The organism is Pseudoxanthomonas sp. LjRoot206 (assembly GCF_056175725.1).
Map to the genome: position 1 here is coordinate 394,737 of NZ_JBGFFI010000004.1, position 15,455 is coordinate 410,191.

The window sequence follows — 15,455 nt, forward strand, 5'->3', positions numbered from 1 at the left end:
GGGTGGCGCCTTCCGTGTTGCAGGGTTCCCGCTGACGGGAACCGATGGATCAGAACTTCGCGCTGAACTCCACGCCCACCGTGCGCGGCTCGTTGATGAAGCCGGTCAGGTTGTTGAAGTCGATACCGCCGACGATGCGGGTCTGGTCGGTGATGTTGCGGCCGAACAGCGCCACTTCGTAATCGCCGTAGTTCCACGCATAGCCGATGCGCAGGCCGCCTTCCAGCGACGACTTGCCGCGGAATTCCGGCGACTCGTACAGGAAGAAGTTCACCTCGCTGCGGTAGGCCCAGTCGGTGTAGATGTACAGCTCCGCGCCGTCGCCCATGCCGATGCCGTAGCGCGCGGTCAGGTTGTGCACCCACTTCGGCGCCTGCGGCAGCGGGTTGCCGTCGATCGAGTAGCCGGCCGGCGTGAGCGGATCGGTGACGGTGCAACCGCCGCCGCAACCCGGCACGGTGAGGTTGGCGTCCTTGATCTCGGTGTCGTTGTAGCTGCTTCCCAGCGTCACCAGCAGGCTGTCGGTCAGGTAGGCCTCCAGGTCCAGCTCGAAACCCTGGCCCACGCTCTTGTCGGCGTTGAGCAGGGTGGCGATGTTGGAGCCGCCACCGACGGCGATGATCTGCTGGTCGTCGACGTTGTAGCGGAAGACGTTGAAGCCCAGGCGCGCGCGCTTGTCCCACAGGTCGGCCTTGACGCCCACTTCGTAGGAGATCACTTCTTCCGAATCGGCAGTCGACACGCCGCCGTTCGGCGCGCCCGCGGCCGCGAACAGCAGGCGGCCCTGGATGGACGGCGCCCGGAAACCCTTGGCGACGCGGCCGTAGACGTTGATGTCCTCGTTGAGCGCGTACACCGCGCTCAGGTCCCAGCTGACGTCGTTGACGTCGGTGCTGACGCGGTACGGTCCGCCGACCGGGGCGCCGAACGGCGCGGCTTCCAGCACGCTGGCGCTGAAGTCCTTCTTGTCCTGCGTGTAGCGCACGCCGCCGCGCAGCTTGAGCTGTTCGGTGACGTCATATTCGCCGGACGCGAATGCGGCCCACGCGGTGTTCTCCTGCTCCTGCACGGCGTAGCCGGCGCGCGGGTTGCCCGGCGCCAGCGAGTCGTAGTTGAAGCTGTCGATGGTGATGTCTTCCTTGAAGTAGAAGACGCCCGCCTGCCAGTTGAACTTGCCGGCGTAGTCGGATTCCAGGCGGAACTCCTGGGTGACCTGCTTGTGGTCGGGCAGGCCGTCGGCCGATTCGGACGCGAACGGGATCACGCCGGGGCCGGAGACCGGCAGGAACACCGCGCCGTAGCCGCCGTCGATGTCGCCGCGATTCAGCGATTCGGCGGTCTCGTAGCCGGTGATCGAGTACAGGCTCAGGTCGCCGAAGTCCCAGCTCAGGCGCGCGCTGCCGCCCCAGGTATCCAGCCACGAGAAGTTCTGGCCGTCGACCGAGACCTTGTCCTTATCGAAGCCCGGCACGAAGTTGTTGGTGCCGGGATCGATGATGTTCGCGCGGAACAGGCGCGCGGTGCCGTTGAGGTGGCGCTTGTGCAGGTTGAACAGCGCTTCGAAGCCGTCGCCTTCGTACAGGAACTGCACGCGCGCGGCGGACTCGTCGTAGCCCTCGAAGCCGTCGCTGGTGCCGGCGGTGTAGGTGTTGTCCACCCAGTCGTCCTTGCGCTGGTACAGCGCGGAGACGCGGGCCGACCAGCGCTCGCTCAGCGGACCGCCGACGGCGCCCTCGAAGTTCCACATGTTGTCGGTGCCGTACGCGAGCTGGGCGTAGCCGCTCAGTTCGCGGGTCGGCTTGGCCGATTCGAACTTCACCACACCGGCCGGCGTGTTGCGGCCGAACAGCGTGCCCTGCGGGCCGCGCAGCACTTCGATGCGCTCCAGGTCGAACACCGGGAAGCCCTTCAGCAAGGGGCTTTCCTGCACGACTTCGTCGTAGATCAGCGAGACCGGCTGCGAGGCGTTGAGGTCGAAGTCGGTGTTGCCGAGGCCGCGAATGTAGAAGCGCGGGAACGCACGACCGTAGGAAGATTCGATGTTCAGGCTCGGCACGCGGCCGGACAGGAAGCGCACGTCGTTGCCGCCCGAACCCAGCACGTCCAGCTTCTCGGCGCTGACGCTGGAGATCGACACCGGCACGTCCTGGATGTTCTCGACCTTGCGCTGCGCGGTGACCTGCACGGTGTCGAGCGTGGCGGCCTCCGTGGCCGGGGCGGCATCCTGGGCGAAGGCGGTGCCGAAGGGCAGCAGCGCGGCGATGGCAAAGGCGAGGCGATGCGGCCGGACGGCGGCCGGGCGGACTGGGGACATGGCGGTGGCTTTTCCGAGTGGGTGGGGTTCGGGGCGCCTGGCGGCGCTAGCACGCGAATGTTGCATTACAGCAACAGGGGGAGCAATGGCCGGAAGTCCCGCTTCGGACGAAGGGAACGGCGATTGCCCGAACCGGGTCGGGATTCCGTACCCCGGCCGACCTTCCGGTACGTTCAGCGATAAGCCGCAGCCGTGCTCCGGGCGTTGGCGAGCTCCCCATTCTCAGGGCCGTGGTTGGTCCCGGTTGCGGCAGCGGCCTGTATGCTCCGCCGCTGGTCGCCCCATCCTCCCCTGCCCTCATGCGCCTGATCCGCCGTTCGCGTCCCTTCCTGTTCGCCTGCTGTGCCGTCCTGCTCGCCGCCTGCGGTGGCGACAACGTCAGGCCGACGCCGCCGCCCGTGCCGGTCGCGACGGTGCCGCCGGCGCCGAAGCTCAAGGTCGGCATCGCCCTCGGCGGCGGCGCGGCGAAAGGCTTCGCGCACATCGGCGTGATCAAGATGCTGGAAGCCAACGGCATCGAGCCGGTGGTGGTCTCCGGCACCAGCGCCGGCAGCGTGGTCGGCGCGCTGTACGCCAGCGGCATGGACCCGTTCCAGATGCAGAAGCAGGCGTTTTCGCTGGATGAAGCCAGCATCCGCGACGTGCGCCTGTTCTCGGGCGGCCTGGTGCAGGGCCAGAAGCTGCAGGACTACGTCAACGACCTGGTCGGCAAGCGCACCATCCAGCAACTGAAGAAGCCGTTCGCCGCCGTGTCCACGCAACTGGAGAACGGCGAGCGCGCGGTGTTCGTGCGTGGCAACACCGGCCAGGCGGTGCGCGCGTCCAGCAGCATCCCCGGCGTGTTCGAGCCGGTGGTGATCGGCAAGGCCAGCTACGTGGACGGCGGCGTGGTCAGCCCGGTGCCGGTGGACGCGGCGCGCCAGCTGGGCGCGGACTTCGTCATCGCCGTGGATATCTCCACCAAGGCGCCCGGTACCAAGCCCGGCAGCATGCTCGGCATCGTCAACCAGTCCATCGGCATCATGGGCCAGCGTCTTGGCGAACAGGAGCTGGCGCGCGCGGACATCGTCATCCGGCCGAAGGTCAACGACATCGGCCCGGCCGACTTCGAGCAGAAGAACAACGCCATCCTCGAAGGCGAACGCGCCGCGCTGGCGGCGATGCCGCAGATCAAGGCCAAGCTCGCCGAGCTGCAGCGCACGCGCACCGCCGCGCACGCGGCCAAACACGCGCCGCCGAAACCGGACCCGCGCTGCCTGGAAGAACCGTCGCGACTGGGCAAGCTGTTCGGCCGCGACGTGAAGTGCGATGCCACCGGCCAGCCGGTGAAGCCGTAACCGGCTAGGACGTCACGCGACGCAGGTTGTCGCGCGCCCTCGCCTCCAGCGCGTCGTGGAAGTGCGGCGTGCTGTAGATCGCCGGCCGGTCGAGGAAGCCCTTCAGGATTTCGCGGCGTTTGCGGCGGAACAGGAAGCCCGGCACGTAGGCGTATTCCTGGCGGATCTGCTGCTCGTAGTCGTCGAAGCGCGTTCGCTCGGCCCCGAGGATCGACAGGTCGATGTCGACCAGCAGCTGCTCGTCCTGTCCCGACGGTACGGCGGTATGCCGCGTCGCCATGATCAGGTCATGCACGCGTTGCGCCGGGCTTGCGTCGACACCCGCATCGCGGAGAGCATCGCGCGCCCAGCCCGCGCTGCGCAACTCGTTGTCGTGGCCCTTGATGTCGTAGACGGCGTCATGGAACCACAGCGCGAGTTCCACTTCGTGCGGATGCTCCGCCTGGGCGCGCACCGCGTCGAACGCGGAGAGGCATTCGCCGAGATGTTGCAGCGTGTGGTAATGGCGCTGGGGCTCGGCATAGGCCGCCTTCAGTCGTTCGAACGACGCAGTGCCCTCGCCCGCCGCGCCGATGCCGGCCCAGGCGCGTTGCCAGGAGGTGAGGAAGCTATCCATGGAGGTAGTCCGGGCCGGGGCGATGCTCCCATTGTAGGAGCGACGTAAGTCGCGACCGCACACCCACTCTGTCAGGACGTGTAGGACAGACGCAATCCTGGAGCGACGACTGCATGGTCGCTCATGTGCTTCATGGCGCTCATGCCGTGCGGTCGCGACTTACGTCGCTCCTACAAAGAAGGAGCCAACCCATGCCCGCCCACCGGCACCGTCTCGACATGGCGGTCGAAGCCGGCGATCAGCGGGCGCGCCTTGGCGATGGCCTGCTGCACGGCCGGCAGCGACAGCGAAGCCTGGTGGCTGGCCGCGTCGGTCCAGACTTCGGTGATCCAGATCGCGTCCGCGTCGGCGGGATCCTGCGCGATGACGTAACTCAGGCAGCCGGGCATGGCGTCGGTGCCGTCGAGCAGGATCGCGAGCAGCGCATCGCGCTGGCCCGGTGTGGCGCGCATCTTGCCGATCAGTCCGTACATGGGGTTCATCCGAAAGGGGGCGAGCGCGTTGTAGCACACGACGCGGACAGGCGATGTCCTCGTTCAGGCCTTCGGCAACGGCAGGCCCGCATCGGTCTTCACCGCGCGCAGCACGAAGCTGGAATTCACGTCGGCCACGCCGCTGGCATTGAGCAACCCGTCCAGCAGGAAGCGCGAGAAGTGCTCCAGGTCCTGCACCACCACGTGCAGCAGGTAGTCCATGTCGCCGGTCAGTGCGTAACAGGCCACCACTTCATCCCAGGCCCGCACACCGTCACCGAACAGCTGGACGCTGGCCGGGTCGTGCTTCTCCAGTTGCACACGGACGAACGCCTGCAGGCCCATGCCGATCGCCTTGGGGTCGACGCGGGCCGCGTAACCGGCAATCACCCCAGTCGCCTCCAGCCGCTGGATGCGGCGCAGGCAGGCCGACGGCGACAGGTTCACCTGCGCAGCGATGTCGGCGTTGGTGGCGCGGCCGTCCCGCTGCAGCAGGGCCAGCAGGCGCAGGTCGGTGCGGTCCAGTGTGGTCGATTCGGTCATTTGATGCAGAGCATAGCCTGTTCATGCACGATCATTGCGCCGCAGGTCGGTACAGACGCAACTTTGCAAGCCTGTTGCGCGGGTCTGCAGCTAGCATCGTTCCTTCATCAGTCCGTCGAGGGAATCACCATGAACGAGCCGCGCCGCGTCGAGCACCAGCAGACCGACAAAGGCTATGTGCCGGTCTATACGACCGCCCTCGTGGACCAGCCCGCCGACTACCCGGCCGACGACCACGCCACTTGGGGCGCCCTGTACGAGCGCCAGCGCGCCCTGCTGGGGGGCCGCGCCTGCGACGAGTTCCTGCAGGCGCAGGACGCCATGGGCATGAGCCCGGACCGCATCCCGCGCTTTGACGAATTGAACGAGGTGCTGCGCGCCACGACGGGCTGGACGCTGGTCGGCGTGGAGGGTCTGCTGCCGGAGCTGGAGTTCTTCGACCACCTGGCCAACCGCCGCTTCCCGGTGACCTGGTGGATCCGCCGCCCGGACCAGATCGACTACATCGCCGAACCGGACCTCTTCCACGACCTGTTCGGCCACGTGCCGCTGCTGATGAATCCCGTGTTCGCGGATTACATGGAGGCCTACGGCAAGGGCGGCGTGAAGGCGCACGGCATCGGCGCCGACGCGCTGCAGCACCTGACCCGCCTGTACTGGTACACCGTGGAGTTCGGCCTGATCAACACGCCCGATGGCCTGCGCATCTACGGCGCCGGCATCGTGTCGTCGAAGGGCGAGTCGCTGTACTCGCTGGAATCGGATGCGCCCAACCGCATCGGTTTCGACCTGGAGCGGATCATGCGCACGCGCTACCGCATCGACACGTTCCAGAAGACCTACTTCGTCATCGACAGCTTCGAGCAGCTGATGAACGCGACCGCGCCGGACTTCACGCCGATCTATGCGCGACTGGAACCGCAGGACGCGATCCCGGCCGGCGACGTGCGCGACGACGACACGGTCTACACCCGCGGCACCGGCGAAGGTTGGGCGGACGGCGGCGACGTCTGACGCACCGCTACAATCGCGGGCATCCCCGATCCGCTGGATGCCCATGCTTCGACGCTTGTTGCCGCTGGTCGCGCTCTGCGCGCTGCTCTCCGTCTCCCATGCCGTCTTCGCCCGCAACTGCGCGGTGACGATCGAGGCGACGGACATGATGACCTTCAACCTGAAGACCATCCGCCTACCGGGCGACTGCGCGCAGCTGCGGGTGATACTGAAGCACACAGGCCGCATGCCGGCGCAGGCGATGGGGCACAACTGGGTGCTGACCGAAACGCGGCACCACCGCGAAGTCGGGCTGGCGGGCGGCCGCATGACGCTGGCCGATGCTTACCTGCCGCGCAACGATGCGCGCGTGATCGCGCATACGCCGGTGATCGGTGGCGGACAGACGACCGAGGTAGTGTTCCCGACATCGCGCCTGCGCAAGGGCGGCGACTACACTTTCTTCTGCTCGTTCCCGGGGCACTGGAACATGATGAAGGGCCGCCTCGTCTTCGAGTGAGCCGAGCGACGCGCGCTCGCGGCGGACTGCCGTTGGTATGATGCGCGCCGATTCCGTGACGGAGTTCTCGTGATGGCCTCTGCCGAAGCACTGTGGCGCTGGCTGCGCCAGTGGCGACGCGAACACCTGCAGGTCGACCGGGTCGCGGTGCTCCGCAATGTCGACGAAGGGGGGCAGCTCGGCCCGCGCTACGCGTTCATGACGGTGATGGCCTGCGGCATCGCCACGCTGGGCCTGCTGCAGAACTCGGTGGCCGTCATCATCGGCGCGATGCTGATCTCCCCGCTGATGGGGCCGATCGTCGAACTGGGCATGTCGCTGGCCACGTTCGATTTCCGCAGCCTGCGCGAGTCGCTGAAGACGCTCGCGGTGGGAACCGCGGTCGCCCTGGTCACCGCGACCGCGATCGTGCTGGTCTCACCGCTGCAGGAAGCCACGCCGGAAATCCTGGCACGCACCGAGCCGACCCTGTTCGACCTGCTCGTCGCGGTGTTCTCCGGCCTGGCCGGCGCCTACGCCACCATCACCCGCAAGGGCGAGACCATCGTCGGCGTCGCCATCGCGACCGCGCTGATGCCGCCGCTGGCGGTCGTGGGGTTCGGCATCGCCACCCTCAACGCCAGCATCGCCGGCGGCGCGCTGTTCCTGTTCATGACCAACCTGCTGGCGATCGCGCTGTCGGTCACCATCATGGCCCGCTGGTACAACTTCGGCGGGGCCGATTCGCCCAAGCAGACCGCATGGCAGGCCGCCATGATCGTGGGAACGTTCCTGCTGCTGTCGATCCCGCTGGGACTGGCCCTGCGCGACATCGCGGCGCGCGGCGTCGCCGACCGCACCATCCGCAACGCCATGGACGAAGCCGCCCGGGAGCACGGCGGACAGCTCACCACGTTGCGCGTGGAACGCAACGACGACGTACTCCGCGTCGACGCCGTGATGCTCCTTCCGCAGCACCTGCCGCAGCTGGACCGGCAACTCGAACGCAAGCTCGAATCCGTCCTCGCCAAGCCGGTCGAGGTGTCCCTGCGCGAACTGCTGACCGCCGACGAGGCGGCGCTGGCGAACGAGCAGGCATCGCTCGCCCAGCTCCGCGAAAGCGTGATGCGCCTGCAGAGCGTGGCCGAGCGCGATGCGGCCCAGCGCAGTGCCGGCACGCGCGCGAGCGAAGCGATGCATCAGCGCGTGCTGGCGCATTTCGGGCAGCTGGAAATCCTGGAAGGCGGGCAACGGGCGCGCTGGCAGCTCAGCGGCACGGCAGGACTCGACATCGTCGAGGCGCGCCGCCTCGAACAGGCGCTGGCGACCGACGACCCCGGCGCACTGCAGGTGCAGGTGGTGCCGGCGCTGCAGGCGCTGCCGCCGGTGGCCTTCGGCAACGACCAGTCGGCACTGGATGCCGCGGGTACCGCACAGGTGGAGGCGATCGCGTGGGCACTCCGGCGCTGGGGCGTGAACCAGGTATCCGTCGACGGATACGCCGGCAACGACACCGCCTTGGCGCTCGCCCGCGCCGAAAGCGTCGTCGCCGCGCTCGACGGACAGGAGATCCGAGGGGCCACGGCGCGGGCGGTACCGGGCACCGATGCACGAAGCGTCGCCGCCGCCGAGGGAGCGACGGTGTTGCGCGAAGCCCGCGTCCGGCTCGGGTCGCCCTAGCGGCACCTCTCGCGCGCCATGTGCCTCACCACGGGCGCGCGCATGTTGACGAAGACCGTCAACCGGTCGGGAAAATACGCGGCGATGTCCGGCACGCAGGCGGGTGTGCGCGGATGCGGCGCGCATAATGGCCGTCATCGCGCACATCGCGCCTCGTTCACCGCTGACGGCAGGCCATGAATACCGACTTCCGCACCTCGCTCCCGGGCACCACGCTCGACTACTACGACGCGCGCGCCGCGGTCGACGCCCTGCAGCCGGGCGCCTGGGCGTCGCTGTCGTACACCGCCCGCGTCCACGCCGAGAACATCGTTCGCCGCGCCGATCCCGCGCGCCGCGACGACTACCTGCGCCAGCTGGTCGAGCGTCGCCGCGACCTGGACTTCCCGTGGTTTCCGGCGCGCGTGGTCTGCCACGACATCCTCGGCCAGACGGCCCTGGTGGATCTGGCCGGCCTGCGCGATGCCATCGCCGACCAGGGTGGCGATCCGGCGAAGGTGAACCCGGTCGTGCCGGTGCAGCTGATCGTCGACCACTCGCTGGCGGTGGAATGCGGCGGCTACGACCCGGATGCGTTCGCGAAGAACCGCGCCATCGAGGACCGCCGCAACGAGGACCGGTTCCACTTCATCGACTGGACGAAGCTCGCGTTCAAGAACGTCGACGTGATCCCGCCGGGCAACGGGATCATGCACCAGATCAACCTGGAGAAGATGTCGCCGGTGATCTACACGCAGGACGGCGTCGCGTTCCCCGACACCTGCGTGGGCACCGACAGCCACACACCGCACGTGGATGCGCTGGGCGTCATCGCCGTCGGCGTGGGCGGCCTGGAGGCGGAGAACGTCATGCTCGGCCGCGCGTCGTGGATGCGCACGCCGGACATCGTCGGCGTGGAGCTCGGCGGCAAGCCGCAGCCGGGCATCACCGCGACCGACGTGGTGCTGGCGCTGACCGAATTCCTGCGCAAGGAAAAGGTGGTCGGCGCCTACCTCGAGTTCCGGGGCGAAGGCGCGGCAGCGCTGACCATCGGCGACCGCGCGACGATTTCCAACATGGCGCCCGAATACGGCGCGACCGCGGCGATGTTCTTCATCGACGACAACACGCTGGACTATCTGCGCCTGACCGGCCGCAGCGACGAACAGGTCGCGCTGGTCGAGACCTATGCGAAGACCGCCGGCCTGTGGGCCGACGACCTGGCAACCGCGCAATACGAGCGCACGCTGCACTTCGACCTGTCCACCGTCGTGCGCAACATGGCCGGCCCGTCCAACCCGCACAAGCGCCTGCCGACCAGCGCGCTGGCCGAGCGCGGCATCGCCGACGAGGCCAAGCTGGAAGCCGGCAAGGTCGAGGAAGCGCAAGGCCTGATGCCGGACGGCGCGGTGATCATCGCCGCCATCACCTCGTGCACCAACACCAGCAACCCGCGCAACGTCATCGCCGCTGCACTGCTGGCGCGCAATGCCAATGCGAAGGGCCTGGTGCGCAAGCCGTGGGTGAAGTCGTCGCTCGCGCCCGGTTCCAAGGCCGTGCAGCTGTACCTTGAGGAATCCGGCCTGCTGCCCGACCTGGAGAAGCTCGGCTTCGGCATCGTCGCGTTCGCCTGTACCACCTGCAACGGCATGAGCGGTGCGCTGGATCCGGCGATCCAGCAGGAGATCATCGACCGCGACCTGTATGCGACCGCCGTGCTGTCGGGCAACCGCAACTTCGACGGCCGTATCCATCCGTACGCGAAGCAGGCCTTCCTCGCCTCGCCGCCGCTGGTGATCGCCTATGCGATCGCCGGCACCGTGCGCTTCGACATCGAGAAGGATGCGCTGGGCTTCGATGCCGACGGCAACGCCATCACGCTGAAGGACCTCTGGCCCAGCGACGAGGAGATCGATGCCATCGTCAAGGCCAGCGTGAAGCCGGCGCAGTTCCGCAAGGTCTACGAACCGATGTTCAACGTGCGGGTGGAGCACGGCGGCAAGGTCGATCCGCTGTACGCATGGCGCCCGCAGAGCACCTACATCCGCCGTCCGCCATACTGGGAAGGCGCACTGGCCGGCGAGCGCACGCTGCGCGGCATGCGGCCGCTGGCGGTGCTCGGCGACAACATCACCACCGACCACCTGTCGCCGTCGAACGCGATCCTCGCCTCGAGTGCCGCGGGCGAGTACCTGGCGAAGATGGGCCTGCCCGAAGAGGACTTCAATTCCTACGCGACCCACCGCGGCGACCACCTGACCGCGCAGCGCGCGACCTTCGCCAATCCGCAGCTGCTCAACGAGATGGCGGTGATCGATGGCGAGGTGAAGAAGGGTTCGCTGGCCCGCATCGAGCCGGACGGGCAGGTCGTGCGCATGTGGGAAGCCATCGAGACCTACATGGACCGCAAGCAGCCGCTGGTCATCATCGCCGGCGCCGACTACGGGCAGGGCAGTTCGCGCGACTGGGCGGCGAAGGGCGTGCGGCTGGCCGGCGTGGAAGCGATCGTGGCGGAAGGCTTCGAGCGCATCCACCGCACCAACCTGATCGGCATGGGCGTGCTGCCGCTGGAGTTCAAGACCGGTGAAACCCGCAAGACCTACGCCATCGACGGCACCGAGACGTTCGACGTCATCGGTGAACGCAAGCCGCGCGCCGAGTTGACGCTGGTGATCCACCGCGCCAGCGGCGAGACGGTGCAGGTACCGGTGATCTGCCGCCTGGACTCGGACGAGGAAGTGTCGATCTACGAGGCGGGCGGGGTGCTGCAGCGGTTCGCGCAGGATTTCCTCGACGCGTCGAAAGCGGCCTGACCCGTTCGTCGTATCGGGTCACCCAACCACAGGAGTCCGATCATGTCCGACAAAACGCCCGGTACCGTCCGCCTGCACCGCGTGCTGCGCGCACCGCCGTCGCGGGTCTACCGCGCCTTCCTCGATCCGGACGCGATGGTGAAGTGGCTGCCGCCGCACGGCTTCACCGGCAAGGTCCATTCGATGGACGCCCGCGTGGGCGGCGGCTACACGATGTCGTTCACCAACTTCGGTACCGGCTCCAGCCATTCCTTCGGCGGCACCTACGTGGAACTGGTGGAGAACGAGTTGCTGCGCTACACGGACCAGTTCGACAATCCCGGCCTGCCCGGCCAGATGCAGATCACGGTGACGCTGAAGCAGAGCATCGCCGGCACCGAACTGAATGTCGTGCAGGAAGGCATTCCGGCCGCTATCCCGGTCGACTTCTGTTACCAGGGCTGGCAGGAATCGCTGGAGCTGCTGGCGAAGCTGGTGGAGCCGGAGATTCCGGACGGGGCCTGAGTACATGACCGACGGACTGATCCTGTTGGCTATGCCGGCTCGCGATATCCAAGAGCAGATCTATGGTGAGATCGCATTTCATGGTTTGCCAGATGTTCGCGGTAATGCGTTATGTCCTATGGATCGCCTTCATCAGTCGCTCTCGCACAAGTATCCGCCAGATGCGCTGCAAGCGATGCTGCGTGCGGGCCGATGCATCTCTGCTCCAGGCGTGAAGCTGGTATTCAACCGGATAGTCAGTTCAGGTGAAGTCGCCGGATCAATCCATTGGGTGCTGAAGATAGAAGGATCAGATCCTGAAGACTTCACAGGGCTTGTCAATGCAGCAGCTCTCTGTTTGCGAGCGCATGGCCTCTATGAGCCTTCCGGACATAGCGCGCACATTACGTTGAGCTACTTCGCCGAGATTGGCTTGTCAAAATCGCTTTTCCTGAAGAGGAGGATCGTATGGCCGATTGATCGCATAGTGCTGGCAAGAGCTGGTGGTCGCCCCTACCGCTACGAAGTTATTGAAGAATGGCCACTGTTGCCTCTTCGACAAGCAGAACTATTTCCTTCCTGATACTTATGTTCCGGCAAGTTCGAGAAATCATCCATGAGTAACGTACCCCAGATCCGCATCCCCGCCACCTACATGCGCGGCGGCACGTCGAAAGGCGTGTTCTTCCGTCTGCAGGATCTTCCGGGGCGCGCGCAGTCACCGGGCCCGGTGCGTGATGCGCTGCTGAGCCGTGTGATCGGTTCACCCGACCCGTACGGCAAGCACACCGACGGCATGGGCGGGGCGACGTCGAGCACCAGCAAGGTGGTGATCATCGCGCCGAGCACGCAGCCGGGACATGACGTGGATTACCTGTACGGCCAGGTGCCGATCAACGAGTCCTTCATCGACTGGAGCGGCAACTGCGGCAACCTGTCGTCGGCGGTCGGTCCGTTCGCCATCGCCAATGGCTTCATCGACAAGGCACGCATTCCCGAGAACGGCACGGTGACGGTCCGCATCTGGCAGGCCAATATCCACAAGACCATCGTTGCGCACGTGCAGGTGACCAACGGCGAAGTCCAGGAAACCGGCGACTTCGAGCTGGATGGCGTGACGTTCCCCGCCGCGGAAGTGCAACTCGAGTTCATCGATCCCGCGGATGAGGGCGATGGGGATGGTGGCGGCGCGATGTTCCCGACCGGCCAGCTCGTCGATGAGCTCGACGTCCCGGGCGTGGGCGTGTTCAAGGCCACGCTGATCAACGCCGGCGTGCCGGTGGTGTTCGTCGAGGCGGCCGCGCTGGGCTACGACGGCACCGAACTGCAAGGCGCGATCAACGAGGACAAGGCGGCGCTGGAGAAGCTGGAAGCCATCCGCGCGCATGGCGCCGTGCGCATGGGTCTGGTCCCCGATGTCGCGGCGGCAGCGAAGCGCCCGCTGACGCCGAAGGTGGCCTTCGTCGCGCCGCCGAAGGACTACGTCTCGTCGAGCGGCAAGCCGGTGCAGGCCGGCGACATCGACCTGCTGGCGCGCGCCATGTCGATGGGCAAGCTGCACCACGCGATGATGGGCACGGCGTCGGTCGCCATCGCCACGGCGGCGGCAGTGCCAGGAACGCTGGTGAACGCCGCGGCCGGTGGCGGCACGCGCGAGGTGCTGGTGTTCGGGCATCCGTCCGGCACGCTGCGCGTCGGTGCGGACGTGAAGCAGGTGGACGGAACGTGGGTGGTGACCAAGGCAGTGATGAGCCGTAGCGCGCGTGTGCTGATGGAAGGCGCGGTGCGCATCCCGGGCGACGCGTTCTGACCACCGCCGGCTGACCTGCCGGAAGTCACCACTTTCGCCAGAACCATTGCCTCGGCGCAGCGCGCACGACAGCATGGGCGCATGTGGACGTCCCTGACCCGACTTCGCGAACCCATGACGCTGGCGGGCGTGTTCACGCTCGCCGCCGTCGCACTCGGCCTGCGCTTCCTGCCACCCGACGTATTGCCTGCCGCGGCGGCCGCACTGGCGGGTTACGCGGCCGGCTTCCTGTTCTTCGCCGTCGGACCCGAGAACTGGCACCGCCGCCGCTTGTTGGCCTTGGCCGCCATGGCGGGCCTGTGCCTGCTGCTGGCCTGGCTGACGCCGCGCCTGGGAACGGCGCAGGTGCTGCTGGTCGTCTGGGTCGCCTGCGCCACGAACCTGCTGCCGCCGCGGTGGCTGATCGCTGCGGCCGCGCTGTTGAACGTCGCGTTCTACCTGATGATGGTGCATCACGAATTCGGCGCGCCGTTCACGATGACGCTGATCAACATCGGCTTCCAGGCGCTCGCCGGCCTGTGCGTGCACTACGCCCGCCGGGCCGAGGAGTCCCGCGACGCGCTCGCGCGCGTCAACGCCGACTTGCTGGCCACGCGCGCCCTGCTGGCCGACAGCGCGCGCGATGCAGAACGCTTGCGCGTGGCGCGCGAACTGCATGATGTCGCCGGCCACAAGCTCACCGCGATGAAGCTCAACCTGCGTGCGCTCGCCAGCGATCCGCTGCTGGCGGATCGCGAGGAAGTCCGTATCGCGCAGCAGCTGTCCACCGAACTGCTCGACGACATCCGCAGCGTCGTGCAGGCCATGCGCGACTCGCGGGGACTGGACCTGCAGACCGCGATCCGCGCCCTCGCCGCGCCGCTGCCGCGCCCCGCGCTGGCGCTGCATATCGAGGAAGGCGTGAAGGTCGACGATCCCGTCGTGGCCGAATCGCTGCTGCGCATCGTGCAGGAATGCCTGACCAACGCGGCGCGCCATGCCAGTGCGGAGACGCTGACCGTGTCATTGAAGAACGAGGAGACCGGCATGCACCTGCAGATCGAGGACGATGGACGCATGAAGGGCGGCATGCGGGAAGGCAACGGCATCTCGGGCATCCGCGAGCGCGTCGCGGCGCTGGGCGGTGCGCTGCAGTTCGGCACCAGTGCGACCGGCGGCCTGCGCCTGGACGTGAGGCTGCCCGCATGAGCGTGCGCGTGGCGCTGGCCGATGACCAGGCGCTGGTACGCGCCGGCCTGCGTGCCTTGCTGAAGGCGCAGCAGGTGGAGGTGGTGTTCGAGGCGGACGACGGCGCCGATCTGCTGGCCAAGCTGGAATCCCAACCGGTGGACGTGGTGCTGAGCGACATCCGCATGCCTGGCGTGGACGGCATCGACGCGCTGATCAAGCTGCGCGAACGCGGCGACCGCACGCCGTTCCTGCTGCTCACCACGTTCGACGACAGCGACCTGCTGCTGCGCGCGACCGACGCCGGCGCGCAGGGTTTCCTGCTGAAGGACGCTGCGCCGGAAGACCTGCACGACGCCATCCAGCGCGTCGCCAGTGGCGAAACACTGTTACAGCCGGTCAGCACGGATCCGGTGCGTGCGCGTTTCCGTTTCCGCGACGAAGCACCGCCCACTGACACCTTCAGCGAGCGCGAGGTCGCGATCCTGCGGTTGCTGGCCGGCGGCTATTCGAACAAGGAAATCGCGCGCACGCTGTTCCTGGCCGAAGGCACGGTGAAGAACTACGTCTCCACCATCCTCGACAAGCTCGGCACCCGCGACCGTACCCGCGCCGTACTGAAGGCGATCACGCTGCGGATCATTTGAGGGGACGCTGGCTCTATGTACGAGCGACGTGAGTCGCGACCGCACGCCTCGGTCGCTCGTGCTACGCGACTGATTCCTCTGCGCGACTCTCAAAGCGCAAT

Annotated in this window: 14 protein-coding genes; 10 read left to right on the forward strand and 4 right to left on the reverse strand. The window is 67.3% G+C overall.

Features of this window, described 5'->3' with window-relative positions; genetic code table 11:
• Nucleotides 1-49: 49 nt before the first annotated feature.
• Nucleotides 50-2,314, reverse strand: a complete 2,265-nt coding sequence (locus tag AC04MD_RS14870) for a TonB-dependent receptor (RefSeq protein ID WP_475498047.1) — start codon at nt 2,312-2,314, stop codon at nt 50-52.
• 299 nt (nt 2,315-2,613) lie between these two features.
• Between AC04MD_RS14870 and AC04MD_RS14875 the strand changes: the two genes are divergently transcribed.
• Nucleotides 2,614-3,651: a patatin-like phospholipase family protein gene (locus AC04MD_RS14875; protein ID WP_475498048.1), complete on the forward strand. Its 1,038-nt coding sequence runs from the start codon at nt 2,614-2,616 to the stop codon at nt 3,649-3,651.
• A gap of 4 nt (nt 3,652-3,655) precedes the next feature.
• Here AC04MD_RS14875 and AC04MD_RS14880 read toward each other — a convergent pair whose 3' ends face one another.
• The 3 genes from AC04MD_RS14880 to AC04MD_RS14890 form a co-directional block, all read right to left on the reverse strand.
• Nucleotides 3,656-4,267: an HD domain-containing protein gene (locus AC04MD_RS14880; RefSeq protein WP_475498049.1), complete on the reverse strand. Its 612-nt coding sequence runs from the start codon at nt 4,265-4,267 to the stop codon at nt 3,656-3,658.
• A gap of 170 nt (nt 4,268-4,437) precedes the next feature.
• Nucleotides 4,438-4,740: a putative quinol monooxygenase gene (locus tag AC04MD_RS14885; RefSeq protein WP_475498050.1), complete on the reverse strand. Its 303-nt coding sequence runs from the start codon at nt 4,738-4,740 to the stop codon at nt 4,438-4,440.
• Nucleotides 4,741-4,803: 63 nt separating this feature from the next.
• Nucleotides 4,804-5,283 carry an Lrp/AsnC family transcriptional regulator gene (locus AC04MD_RS14890; protein WP_475498051.1) on the reverse strand — a complete coding sequence of 160 codons (480 nt, stop codon included), beginning with the start codon at nt 5,281-5,283 and terminating at the stop codon, nt 4,804-4,806.
• A 129-nt stretch (nt 5,284-5,412) separates the two neighbouring features.
• Between AC04MD_RS14890 and phhA the strand changes: the two genes are divergently transcribed.
• The 9 genes from phhA (at nt 5,413) to AC04MD_RS14935 (ending at nt 15,354) form a co-directional block, all read left to right on the forward strand.
• Nucleotides 5,413-6,297, forward strand: a complete 885-nt coding sequence (gene phhA, locus AC04MD_RS14895) for a phenylalanine 4-monooxygenase (RefSeq protein ID WP_475498052.1) — start codon at nt 5,413-5,415, stop codon at nt 6,295-6,297.
• A gap of 43 nt (nt 6,298-6,340) precedes the next feature.
• Nucleotides 6,341-6,796 (forward strand): azurin, encoded by a 456-nt coding sequence (azu, locus tag AC04MD_RS14900; RefSeq protein WP_475498053.1) that lies wholly within the window; start codon nt 6,341-6,343, stop codon nt 6,794-6,796.
• Nucleotides 6,797-6,868: 72 nt separating this feature from the next.
• On the forward strand, nt 6,869-8,455 hold the full coding sequence (locus AC04MD_RS14905; RefSeq protein WP_475498054.1) for a TIGR00341 family protein: 1,587 nt from the start codon (nt 6,869-6,871) through the stop codon (nt 8,453-8,455).
• A 176-nt stretch (nt 8,456-8,631) separates the two neighbouring features.
• Nucleotides 8,632-11,247 (forward strand): Fe/S-dependent 2-methylisocitrate dehydratase AcnD, encoded by a 2,616-nt coding sequence (acnD, locus tag AC04MD_RS14910; protein ID WP_475498055.1) that lies wholly within the window; start codon nt 8,632-8,634, stop codon nt 11,245-11,247.
• Nucleotides 11,248-11,289: 42 nt separating this feature from the next.
• Nucleotides 11,290-11,751, forward strand: a complete 462-nt coding sequence (locus AC04MD_RS14915) for an SRPBCC family protein (protein WP_475498056.1) — start codon at nt 11,290-11,292, stop codon at nt 11,749-11,751.
• A gap of 4 nt (nt 11,752-11,755) precedes the next feature.
• The gene (locus AC04MD_RS14920; protein ID WP_475498057.1) at nt 11,756-12,313 is read left to right on the forward strand and encodes a hypothetical protein; all 558 of its coding nucleotides are present in this window, start codon (nt 11,756-11,758) and stop codon (nt 12,311-12,313) included.
• A 33-nt stretch (nt 12,314-12,346) separates the two neighbouring features.
• Entirely contained in the window at nt 12,347-13,540 is a 1,194-nt protein-coding gene (gene prpF / locus AC04MD_RS14925; protein ID WP_475498058.1) for a 2-methylaconitate cis-trans isomerase PrpF, read from the forward strand.
• A gap of 81 nt (nt 13,541-13,621) precedes the next feature.
• Nucleotides 13,622-14,728 carry a sensor histidine kinase gene (locus tag AC04MD_RS14930; protein WP_475498059.1) on the forward strand — a complete coding sequence of 369 codons (1,107 nt, stop codon included), beginning with the start codon at nt 13,622-13,624 and terminating at the stop codon, nt 14,726-14,728.
• Complete coding sequence (locus AC04MD_RS14935) at nt 14,725-15,354, forward strand: response regulator transcription factor (RefSeq protein WP_475498060.1); 630 nt, start codon at nt 14,725-14,727, stop codon at nt 15,352-15,354. The genes AC04MD_RS14930 and AC04MD_RS14935 overlap by 4 nt, the downstream gene beginning before the upstream one ends.
• The last annotated feature ends 101 nt before the right edge of the window (nt 15,355-15,455 follow it).